The sequence below is a fragment of the Polynucleobacter finlandensis genome, from assembly GCF_018881755.1.
In the GTDB taxonomy this organism is placed as follows: Bacteria; Pseudomonadota; Gammaproteobacteria; order Burkholderiales; family Burkholderiaceae; genus Polynucleobacter; species Polynucleobacter finlandensis.
Genome location: NZ_JACVPS010000004.1, coordinates 134217 through 145193, shown reverse-complemented (window position 1 = coordinate 145193; position 10977 = coordinate 134217). Strand labels below are relative to the sequence as shown.

The window sequence follows — 10977 nt, the reverse complement described above, 5'->3', positions numbered from 1 at the left end:
GAGGATTCAATATAGCAAAGTGCCATTTCAGAGGCTAGCGGTTTTGTCGTTCGCCCCGCTGCTGTAACTCTTATAGTTGTGTAAGAATCGTCCTTATGGCCTCGCAAGCAAAGAAATCTCCGTCACAAAATGCCCAATATTGCGTTATTGAGGCCCCTTTTGGGCATTTGGGGATTTTGACTGAGATGGTGGACGGCAGTTTGATGTTGTCTAAGATTGATTATTTATCCTCCAAGACTCGCCTAAGTCTACCCAGCAATCAGTTGGCAAAAGAGGTGGCAAAGCAGTGTGCAAGTTACTTCAAGAACCCCTGGCACCAATTTGACCTTCCCTTAAAGCCTGCTGGCACAGAGCATCAGAAAAAGGTTTGGAGAGCTACTCAAGATATTCCACTTGGCAGCACTGCAACCTACGGTGGTATTGCTAAGAAAATCCACAGTGGCCCCAGAGCAGTTGGTACAGCATGTGGCGCCAACCCTTATCCTTTAATCGCCCCATGCCATCGTGTGGTTTCGGCTCAAGGTATCGGTGGTTATATGAAAGAAGATTCGCCTGGACTGTATCGCCAAATCAAAATTTGGCTTTTAAAACATGAGGGCGTTCTTTAGTCTCGATCTACTGCTTTGCCTTCAGCTTTCTTAAAGGGCTACCCCATAAATAGAAAAAACTTTTAATGAGCCCATTGCTACCGGCGGCTATTTTTGTAAAGCCGTAGAAAAGCCAGACAGTATTTCTGGAAAGCTTGATATCTTCTTGCCGCTCGAAATGGTCTCCTGCAGCAAGCTTGTCTAGGGTTAGCACCGCAAGCCCAAATGCCAAGAGGCAAAAACGGCGCATACCTACTTCCTCTTTAGGGATCAGGAGGATGTACGTTAAAGAATCCGATAGTTTTTGATAGGCAATCTGAAGCAGGTCAAGCTGACTCAAGTTAGCTGGCTTCCAAGACACGCCTCTGGCGCGATCCTCGGGAGAGTCTTTCAGGATATTGGTCATTTGCAGTGCTTGACCAAAGGCGATTGCTAGATTCTCATGCCCCTGAATGTTTTTTGAAAATTGGGGAGAGTAGTGGCGAAAGATGCTAGTGAGAAGTTCCCCGACTACTCCAGCGACTACATAGCAGTAGTCTTCAAATTCAGATAAGTCTTTTAAGCCTGCCTCAGTTTGCCGCCCATGAAAACGAGACATCCCTTCGGACATAATGGAAACGCAGCGACTCACTGCCCCTTGATCATGACTGGAGCAAGTATGCAGAATGCGTAATACGGTTGGGGTATGGTCGATCAAATCCAACTCATCATGATTGGAGTAATTTTTGAGAGCGTCAAGACAGGGCTCTACAAAAGATTCAACTGGGGCTCTTTCAAGCACCACATCAAGAAATAATGCTGATAGATTTTTTTTGGCTTCTGGCGTGAGTTCTGCAGCATCTTCTATGGTGTCCACAATGCGACACAGCAGATACGTGTTACCCACTACCTTTTCAATGATTGGAGGCAGCAGGGGGATAGTGAGTGCAAAGGTGCGAGATACCGAAGATAAGATGGCTTTTTGATAAGCCAAGTCGGTTTGGGAGTTCTCAATTAGCAGATTCACAGGGCAATTATGTCAGACCTCTATGCCCCAAAGCGATTCAAATTCCTTAACTGCCAGAAATGACAAGGTCATATAATTTGAGCAAATTCATGTAGGAGATCTTGGGCGATGTTGATTTGGTTTGTCATCATCTATTGGGTAGTGTCAGTCGGCATTGGCTTGTGGGCTGCATTGCGCGTAAAAAATACTGCCGACTTTGCAGCAGCAGGCCATAGCCTGCCTTTACCTATAGTTACTGCCACGGTATTTGCAACCTGGTTTGGGTCTGAGACCGTATTGGGTATTCCGGCTACTTTTTTGAAGGATGGTTTTGGCGGAATAGTTGCCGATCCTTTTGGCTCATCACTTTGCTTAATTTTGGTTGGCCTCTTTTTTGCTCGCCATTTGTATAACCGCCGCATGCTCACGATTGGCGATTTCTTTCGTGAGAAATATGGTCGAACAGTAGAGGTCTTGGTCACTCTTTGTATCGTCGTTTCTTATCTAGGGTGGGTAGCAGCTCAAATCAAAGCACTTGGTTTGGTATTCAATGTAGTGTCTGAGGGAGCCATTACTCAAACTGGTGGCATGTTAATTGGTGCCGGTAGCGTCTTAATTTATACACTTTTTGGCGGTATGTGGGCGGTTGCCATTACCGACTTTATCCAGATGATCATTATTGTTGTCGGGATGCTTTATATCGGTGGTGAGATGACGGCGCAGACCGGCGGCATTGGAGTGGTGATTGAGCGGGCCTCTGCAGCAGGTAAATTTAATTTCTGGCCAGAGATGAACTTGGCCTCCATTCTAGGGTTCGTAGCTGCCTTGTGCACAATGATGCTGGGCTCCATTCCACAGCAAGACGTATTCCAACGTATTACCTCTTCAAAGAATGTGAATATTGCAGTTCAGGCAGCACTCCTTGGAGGTGTGCTGTATTTCATTTTTGCTTTTGTACCGCTGTACTTGGCATACTCCGCAACCATTATTAATCCCGGATTAGTCAATCAATATTTAGATACCGATCCTCAGATGATCTTGCCGAAGTTGATCATGAACCATGCGCCACTCATTGCTCAAGTCATGTTTTTTGGTGCATTGTTATCGGCAATTAAGAGCTGTGCGAGTGCCACTCTATTGGCGCCGTCAGTGACCTTTGCGGAAAATATTGTGCGCGGCTTCTTTAAGCATCTCTCCGATCAAGATCTTCTGAAGATCATGCGGATTACCGTACTCTGTTTTACCGTAGTGGTCACTTTCTTTGCGATTAATTCCCAGTTGTCGATTTTTAAGATGGTCGAGAGTGCATATAAGGTGACCCTGGTTGCAGCATTTGTTCCCTTAGCTTTCGGCGTCTATTGGTCTCGAGCTAATTCTTTGGGCGGATTGTTGTCAGTCGTTTTTGGTCTCACCATGTGGATTAGTTGTGAGATCTTGGCTCCGAATGCCATCATGCCCCCTCAATTGGCGGGCCTATGCGCCAGCATTGTTGGGATGCTGATAGGGGGTTTAGTGCCTAAGGGCTTACTAAAGGCTATCTGAAGGCTCTGCCTAAAAATGAGGCAGAGATTATTTTGTTGCACCGCAAAATAATCTCCTCTAATATTGTATTAATTCAATATTTTTTGTTCTTGTGGGGTTCCTATGAAAATTTGTGTGATCGGTGGGGGTGGCGCCATTGGCGGCTACCTGGCTGTGATGTTGGCGCGAGCGGGCAACGAGGTAACTGTTGTTGCACGTGGGGCTACTTTGGCAGCGATCAAGGAACGTGGTCTGGCCTTGATCATGGACGATCAACCGGAGCCATTGGTAGCCGAAGTTAAAGCGGTAGAAAAAATTACGGATGCCGAAACGCCAGACGTCGTGATTTTGGCAGTGAAGGCTCACCAAGTTGAGCCGATTATTCAAGATCTTGCTGCCATCATGGGCCCAGAAACGATTTTGATTCCGATGCAAAACGGCATTCCTTGGTGGTACTTCCAAAAACTATCCGGTGAATACAAAGACCATTCTGTAGAAACCGTGGATGCTGGTGGCGTTGCTAAGGCCGCTATTAATCCTGACAACATTATTGGTTGCGTAGTGTATCCAGCAACCTTTACTCAAGCGCCTGGCGTGATTCGTCACGTTGAAGGCAATCGTTTTCCATTGGGCGAGTTAGATGGCAAAGTGACTGAGCGTATTCAGAAGATCTCAGACATGATGGGTGCCGCTGGATTTAAGTCACCCATTCTGGAAGACATTCGCTCTGAGATTTGGCTCAAGCTTTGGGGCAATATGACCTTCAATCCAATTAGCTCTTTAACTCATGGAACCTTAGAAGGCATTTGCCAATATCCATTGACGAAAGAGTTGGCGCGCAACATGATGGCTGAAGCGCAAACCATTGCTGAAAAGCTTGGCGTTACTTTCCGCGTAGATATTGAGCGTCGTATTGCTGGCGCTGAAAAAGTTGGCAAACATAAAACATCCATGCTGCAAGATCTAGAGGCTGGCCGCAGTTTGGAGATCGATGCTTTGTTGGGCTCAGTCATTGAGCTTGGGAAAATTACCAATACTCCAACCCCTTGCCTCAACACAGTATTTGCTTTAACCAAATATTTAGATGAAAACGTGCAAACCTCTAAAGGTAGTTTGGCTTTGCCATCGGTATCGGGTTACTAAGATCTTCAGTATTAGTACATTGTAAGTATTAAAAAACCCTTGCTACTGAACATAGCAAGGGTTTTTGTTTTAATGACTGACTGCTTTTATTCGAAGCGATTATCTAAGCGACCAACACCTTCAATGATGATGCTGACATTGCTGCCAGGTTTCATAGAGCCGACACCAACTGAAGTTCCGCAGGCAATGATGTCACCCGCTTGCAGCGGAACATCTTGAGAAATCAGGCTCACTAATTTTGCGGGCGGGAAGATCATGTCGGCCACTGGATAGTTTTGACGCTCCTGATCGTTCAGAATAGTTTTGATATGAAGCTTGCTGGGGTCAACATCGGTAGTGATATACGGACCAAATACACCGAAGGTATTAAAGCTCTTAGAGCGAGTCCACTGCGCATATCCGGGGTCACGATTGAGAATTTCAATGGCAGTGACATCATTGATGCAGGTGTAACCAAAGATCGCTCTAGCAGCTTCAGTTTCATTAGCCTCATGACAGGGTTTGCCAATCACAATGCCAAGCTCACCTTCGTAGACTACTTTTCCAGAATAAGACTTTGGAGTGCGAATAGTTTGATTAGCCGCCAAGAAAGAATTATTCCCTTTTAAGAAGTACAAAGGCTCTACGGGCACTGCATGCTCTAGTTTGGTAACGAGGGCATGAAAATTATCCACCATGGCTACCATCTTCGATGGGGTGCAGGGAATATCTATTACAACATCGGCAAGTTTGAGTGTTTCGCCCGTTGCTTTGGGTTGGTCAAAGAGATTTCCTGAGTAAACGGCAATGTGCTCGCCTTGCACTTGACCGAAACCACTTTTCCCCTGGTATTGAAATCTAAGCCATTGAGCCATAATGAATTCCTATAGAGTATTAAATATTTAGATAAGTAACATCTTACAAGGATGTATTGATGGGCAAGGCCCCTGAACTTACTTTTGCGGCAGAGCTGGATCAGCCAGTTCGGTATATGGAGCGGACGCGTAACTACTATCTTGGTTTGGGTTACGACACGCCGTATGTCTGGGCGCACTATATTGAGACACCCTTCACACCCCTGAGCAAGCCACTTAATCAGTCAGTCTTGGGACTCATTACGACCGCCGTTCCCTATGACGCTAGTAAGGGCCCTCAGGGTACAGGCGCGCCTTACAACTCGGCAGCAAAGTTTTATCAGCCCTATTGTGATTCGGTTGATGGGGATATTGATCTTCGAATTGCGCACGTTGGGATTGATAGGCGTAATGCCAATATGGAAGACAGCGCTTGTTGGTTTCCATTAGTGGCGGCAACAAATGCAGTTAAGGAAGGGCGCATTCAGGCGCTATCGCCTCATTTTTATGGTTTACCGACCAATCGGAGTCAGCGCCATACTTTAGAAATTGACGCCCCTATCATTTTGGAAATGCTGCGAGCTGACAAAGTCAATGTTGCTGCATTGATTCCCAATTGCCCGATTTGTCACCAAAGTCAGAGTTTATTGGCCCGCTATTTAGAGGACGCTGGGATTCCAACGGTCATCATGGGTGCTGCGAAAGATATTGTTGAGTACTGCGGTGTCCCGCGTTTCTTATTTAGTGACTTCCCTTTGGGCAATGCAGCCGCAAAGCCCAATGACCCAGATTCACAAGCACTCAATTTTGAGTTGGCGCTACGTCTTTTAGAAAGCGCTCCGGCCCCAAGAACTACCGTGCAGTCGCCCTTAAGGTGGTCTACAGATCCCGCTTGGAAACTGGATTATTCAAATCTGGAAAAATTATCCGCTGATGAAATCTCGCGCTTGCGGGATGAGGCGGAGAAAGCACGCATTACAGCACGTGAACTAAGAATGAAAAGCGTTGGAGCGTAGATTGCTTTTAGGTTTGTCTTGTAATGGAGTAGTCGCAAAGGGCCAATAAAGCATCAGTTGCTTCATTTTGTGGAAATGCAGCGATGCAATCCAAGGCTAGCTTAGCTTCACGCTGCGCAGCCGCTTGTGTGTAATCTAGAGCGCCTGAATTTTGCACTGCCAATAAAATTTGCTCAAAAATATCTTCTGGTAAATCTTGGTTTTGTTCAATTGCTGCACGCACTAATAGACGCTCTTCCGCACTGCCATTTTCTAGAAGATAAATTAATGGGAGTGTTGGCTTGCCTTCGCGTAAATCATCGCCGGCATTTTTGCCCATCTGTGCTGCGCTAGCTGTGTAATCGAGCAAATCATCCATCAATTGAAATGCGGTACCAATATGACGACCAAAGGCAGCAGCCTGTTCTCTTTCAGCATCACTTGCTTTGGCCAAAATAGCGCCAAGCTCAGAGGAGGCTTCAAATAATTTTGCAGTCTTGTAGCGAATTACCTGCAGGTAACTCTCTTCATTGACTTCAGGATCGTGCATATTGAGCAGTTGCAAAACTTCGCCTTCAGCGATCGTATTAGTAGCATCTGACAGGATTTGCATAACGCGTAAGTCATTTGGCGCCACCATCATTTGGAAGGCTCTGGAATAGAGGAAGTCGCCAACAAGGACGCTAGCGGCATTTCCAAAAGCAGCATTAGCCGTTTCTCTGCCCCTTCTGAGGGTGGATTCATCTACAACATCGTCATGCAGGAGGGTGGCTGTGTGTATAAATTCCACAACAGCTGCCATCTCTAGGGTGTGTGGAGTTTCTTTGCCATTTGCCAGGGCTTTAGCCACTAGCAGTAATAGCGCAGGTCTAACCCGTTTTCCGCCAGCCTGGATGATATAACCGGAGATTTGGTCGATTAAGGCCACTTTTGAGGCTAAGCGAAGGCGAATAACCCCATCTAAAGCCTTGAAATCTAAGGCAATTGGGGCCAAAATTTGGCTTAATTCATTGGTTTTGACAGTGCTCGTCATGCAAGATATAATAATGGGCTTAGCTCATCCAGGGTGGATTAGCTTAAACGTAGAATTAATTTGAGGTTTCACACCATGTACGCGGTCATAAAAACCGGTGGCAAACAGTATAAAGTTGCTGCAGGCGAAAAATTGAAAATAGAACAGATACCAGCGGAAATCGGCAGCGAAATCACTCTTGACCAAGTCCTCGCCGTTGGCGAAGGCGCTTCACTCAAATTGGGTGATCCATTGGTTAATGGTGCCGCTGTGATGGCCACTGTCATCTCCCAGGGACGTCACGATAAAGTGACAATCTTTAAGATGCGCCGTCGCAAGCATTACCAAAAGCACCAAGGCCATCGTCAGAATTTCACTGAAATTTTGATCAACACGATTAAAGCCTAATAAGGCAACGGTACATAGCAGGAGAAAGATATGGCACAGAAAAAAGGCGGCGGCTCGACACGAAATGGCCGCGACTCAGAATCGAAACGCTTAGGCGTTAAAGTATTTGGCGGCGAGCAGATCAATGCTGGCAGCATCATCATTCGTCAACGCGGCACACGAGTTCATCCTGGTGCAAACGTTGGTATTGGTAAGGATCACACTTTGTTTGCCTTAATTGACGGGCAAGTGGAATTCGGCGTTAAGGGTGCTTTGAAGAAGGCCCAGGTTTCAGTTCTTCCGCGTTCATAAGGCGCCTGACTGAGACACGTTTGATTCAGATTTATTCCGAATTTAACTCTTAGGAACAGGCCTCGCTAGTGCGAGGCCTTTTTTATTCATGAAATTTATAGACGAAGCACGTATTGAAGTCATAGCTGGCCAAGGTGGCGCCGGGAGTGCTTCCATGCGCCGCGAAAAGTTTATTGAGTTCGGTGGACCCGATGGTGGTGATGGTGGCAAAGGCGGTAGCGTTTGGGCTATAGCTGATCGCAACATCAATACTTTGGTGGACTATCGCTACGCTAAAACACACACAGCTAAAAATGGTGAGCCTGGTCGTGGCGCTGATTGTTATGGTCGCGCAGGCGATGATATTGAGTTGCGCATGCCAGTTGGTACCATCATTGCTGATTACGATACTGGTGAGCCAATCGCTGACTTAACGACTCACGGTGAGCGTCTTTGCTTGGCGCAGGGTGGTGTTGGTGGCTGGGGCAATATTCACTTTAAAAGCAGTACCAATCGCGCACCACGCCAGAAGACCAACGGTAAAGATGGTGAACGCCGCAAGCTCAAACTCGAATTAAAAGTATTGGCTGACGTTGGTTTATTGGGAATGCCCAATGCAGGTAAGTCGACGTTGATTACTGCAGTCTCCAATGCGCGTCCAAAAATTGCCGACTACCCATTTACAACATTACATCCAAATTTGGGCGTAGTTCGAGTGGGTGCTGAGCGTAGCTTTGTCATTGCAGATATCCCTGGATTGATTGAAGGTGCCGCTGAAGGCGCTGGCTTGGGCCATCGCTTCTTGCGACATTTGCAACGTACGGGCGTGCTCTTACACTTGGTTGATATCGCGCCATTTGATGAAAACGTAGATCCTGTGGCAGATGCCAAGGCTATCGTGAACGAGTTGCGCAAGTATGACGAGGCATTGGTAGAGAAACCGCGCTGGTTAGTCCTCAATAAAGTCGATATGATTCCTGAAGGGGATCGTAAAAAAGTAGTGGCTGACTTTGTGAAGAAGTTTAAGTGGAAGGGTCCTGTATTTGAGATCTCCGCTTTAACTGGCTTAGGTTGCGACAAGCTTTGCTATTCCTTACAGGATTATTTGGATTCTGTGCGTCGCGATCGTGATGATGCTGAAGAGCGCGCTGCAGATCCGCGATATCAAGATCACGCTGAAGATAAAGCCCCAGATTAAATACTCATTTGATAAGCTCAATTGATATGACAGTGCAAAAAGCAAAACGAATTGTTGTCAAAGTAGGATCCAGCCTTGTTACCAATAACGGTGAGGGCTTAGATCATGCCGCCATTGCGATGTGGGCAGAACAAATGGCTGCGTTGTTAGCTAGCGGCCACGAGGTATTGATGGTGAGCTCAGGTGCAATTGCTGAGGGCATGCAGCGTCTAGGTTGGACGAAGCGTCCACAAGAGATCCATCAACTACAAGCTGCAGCTGCGGTTGGGCAAATGGGTTTAGTGCAGGTTTATGAGAGTTGTTTTGCACGTTTTGATTTACGCAGTGCGCAAATCTTATTAACGAATGCTGACTTGGCACACCCTGAACGTAACGCAAATGCTAAGGCCACTCTAGAAACTTTACTGAAGTTGGGCGTGGTTCCGATCATTAATGAAAATGACACAGTGGTTACCGATGAAATTAAGTTCGGTGATAACGATAATCTTGCAGCACTAGTTGCCAATCTGATTCATGCAGATTTGCTGGTGATCTTGACTGATCAAGGTGGCTTATTTACAGCAGACCCAAGACGGGATGCCAGCGCAACTTTATTAAGTGATGCTGTGGCTGGAGATCCTGCTTTAGAAAAAATGGCGGGTGGCGCTGGTAGCGAGCTCAGTAAAGGTGGCATGTTGACTAAGGTATTGGCTGCCAAAGTTGCAGCTCAAACAGGCGCTGCAACGGTGATCGCTTCTGGTCATGAGCCTAAGGTATTAACTCGCCTATTGTCTGGCGAGAAAATTGGAACTTATCTAAGTTCCAAATCAAACTAGAGATACATCTAACTCTAGTTACTGCACCCCAAATGAATTGGTAGGCTTAGTGCCACCAGTAAAGCCATTTGGATTTAGTGCCCGAATAATTGTCTTGATGTTCTTCTCTTGTGAGTTGAAGTTACAAAATGCACCTTGGGCTAAAGAAGCTTGGTAACGATTGGGTACATTGCTCTGAATGCCTCTCCAGGTAGAGAGTGGATTTTCTTTCCAGGCTTGATTTTCAAATGTTCCGTATAGGCGCCATTGAAATGAGTCACAACGAATTCCCTCATATTGCGCTTGTTGGCCACCGCTAGGATTAGTGAGCACAACAATGTAGCGAGTAACCCCATCGGCCCCAATCAAAATGGAATCCGTATCCACCGCAAACTTGAAAATAGTGTGCTGAGATACATAGAATGGCACTAAGGTAGCTTTGTTGGGTGGATTGAGTGGCATTGCCGTAGCACCCTCTTTAAACACCATAGGTGCAAAAGGATCTAAACCGCTTTCCATGGGATCGCCTGCACAAGCAATCAAGCTAAGGCTTATTATTGCGCTGCAAAAGTAGATCGAAGTGCGGCGTAATGTAAGGGTCATTTCGGTTTATCCGTAGGGTTGGGATTTTGTGAATGCTCTTCGCTGCCAGAATAAAGGGATTGAAAGATTTCAAGTGGGGATCCCCACGCGAGCTGTTGCATTCTCATGCCTCGGGAGAGGTAGCGAGCTAATTCAGAAAGGGCTAACTGGTAAACCTCACGCTTGAAGTCAATCACTGCATCAAGCTGGATCCAGAAGGGAACCCAGCGCCAAGCATCAAATTCAGGGTGTTCAGAGACGCGTAGGTCAATATCGCTATCTAGGCCGACTAAACGCAAGAGAAACCAAATTTGCTTTTGACCACGGTAAGCTGCTCGGTGAATGCGCGTGGCGTGTTGGCGGCGTAGGTATTCCTCAGGGACGTCATAACGAAGCCAATCCCTAGTTCGCCCAACAATTTGGACGTGTTCTGGCAATAAACCCACTTCCTCATGCAATTCGCGGTACATGGCCTGCTCAGGGCTTTCACCATGTTGAATCCCGCCCTGCGGGAACTGCCACGAATGCTGCCCAACGCGTTTTCCCCAGAAAACCTCGTTACGGCTATTGAGGAGGACAATGCCAACATTGGCTCTATACCCTTCACGGTCAAGCATGATCGTGCCTCAAATCCTTTAAAATCAATGAT

Annotated in this window: 12 protein-coding genes and 1 pseudogene; 8 read left to right on the top strand and 5 right to left on the bottom strand. The window is 46.6% G+C overall.

Going from position 1 to position 10977, the window contains the following annotated elements:
- The first annotated feature begins 95 nt into the window (after positions 1–95).
- Complete coding sequence (locus ICN49_RS04125; protein ID WP_216166071.1) at positions 96–608, top strand: methylated-DNA--[protein]-cysteine S-methyltransferase; 513 nt, start codon at positions 96–98, stop codon at positions 606–608.
- A 7-nt stretch (positions 609–615) separates the two neighbouring features.
- Here ICN49_RS04125 and ICN49_RS04120 read toward each other — a convergent pair whose 3' ends face one another.
- A complete protein-coding gene (locus ICN49_RS04120) occupies positions 616–1593 on the bottom strand; it encodes a squalene/phytoene synthase family protein (protein ID WP_216166069.1) in 978 nt (325 codons plus the stop codon).
- 108 nt (positions 1594–1701) lie between these two features.
- Here ICN49_RS04120 and ICN49_RS04115 point away from each other — a divergent pair, with 108 nt between their 5' ends.
- On the top strand, positions 1702–3114 hold the full coding sequence (locus tag ICN49_RS04115) for a high affinity choline transporter 1 (protein ID WP_216166067.1): 1413 nt from the start codon (positions 1702–1704) through the stop codon (positions 3112–3114).
- Between the two features lie 102 nt (positions 3115–3216).
- Positions 3217–4236: a 2-dehydropantoate 2-reductase gene (locus ICN49_RS04110; RefSeq protein ID WP_216166065.1), complete on the top strand. Its 1020-nt coding sequence runs from the start codon at positions 3217–3219 to the stop codon at positions 4234–4236.
- An 86-nt stretch (positions 4237–4322) separates the two neighbouring features.
- Here the strand turns inward: ICN49_RS04110 and ICN49_RS04105 are convergent, their stop codons facing one another.
- Positions 4323–5090, bottom strand: a complete 768-nt coding sequence (locus tag ICN49_RS04105; RefSeq protein WP_216166064.1) for a fumarylacetoacetate hydrolase family protein — start codon at positions 5088–5090, stop codon at positions 4323–4325.
- A gap of 59 nt (positions 5091–5149) precedes the next feature.
- On the opposite strand from ICN49_RS04105, the gene ICN49_RS04100 reads away from it, so the two are divergent.
- Complete coding sequence (locus ICN49_RS04100) at positions 5150–6085, top strand: reductase (RefSeq protein WP_216166062.1); 936 nt, start codon at positions 5150–5152, stop codon at positions 6083–6085.
- 7 nt (positions 6086–6092) lie between these two features.
- Here ICN49_RS04100 and ICN49_RS04095 read toward each other — a convergent pair whose 3' ends face one another.
- Entirely contained in the window at positions 6093–7097 is a 1005-nt protein-coding gene (locus tag ICN49_RS04095; protein ID WP_216166060.1) for a polyprenyl synthetase family protein, read from the bottom strand.
- 75 nt (positions 7098–7172) lie between these two features.
- Here ICN49_RS04095 and rplU point away from each other — a divergent pair, with 75 nt between their 5' ends.
- From rplU to proB, 4 genes and pseudogenes are all read left to right on the top strand, one after another.
- The gene (rplU, locus tag ICN49_RS04090) at positions 7173–7484 is read left to right on the top strand and encodes a 50S ribosomal protein L21 (RefSeq protein WP_216166058.1); all 312 of its coding nucleotides are present in this window, start codon (positions 7173–7175) and stop codon (positions 7482–7484) included.
- A 30-nt stretch (positions 7485–7514) separates the two neighbouring features.
- Positions 7515–7775 (top strand): 50S ribosomal protein L27, encoded by a 261-nt coding sequence (gene rpmA / locus ICN49_RS04085; protein WP_087908492.1) that lies wholly within the window; start codon positions 7515–7517, stop codon positions 7773–7775.
- Positions 7776–7863: 88 nt separating this feature from the next.
- On the top strand, positions 7864–8952 hold the full coding sequence (gene obgE / locus ICN49_RS04080) for a GTPase ObgE (RefSeq protein WP_216166057.1): 1089 nt from the start codon (positions 7864–7866) through the stop codon (positions 8950–8952).
- A gap of 26 nt (positions 8953–8978) precedes the next feature.
- A pseudogene (gene proB / locus ICN49_RS04075) lies at positions 8979–9761 on the top strand (glutamate 5-kinase); the annotation flags it as partial.
- 24 nt (positions 9762–9785) lie between these two features.
- Here proB and ICN49_RS04070 read toward each other — a convergent pair.
- Positions 9786–10265, bottom strand: a complete 480-nt coding sequence (locus ICN49_RS04070; RefSeq protein WP_255535392.1) for a CNP1-like family protein — start codon at positions 10263–10265, stop codon at positions 9786–9788.
- Positions 10266–10345: 80 nt separating this feature from the next.
- Positions 10346–10945 carry an RNA pyrophosphohydrolase gene (locus tag ICN49_RS04065; protein ID WP_216166051.1) on the bottom strand — a complete coding sequence of 200 codons (600 nt, stop codon included), beginning with the start codon at positions 10943–10945 and terminating at the stop codon, positions 10346–10348.
- Between the last annotated feature and the right edge of the window lie 32 nt (positions 10946–10977).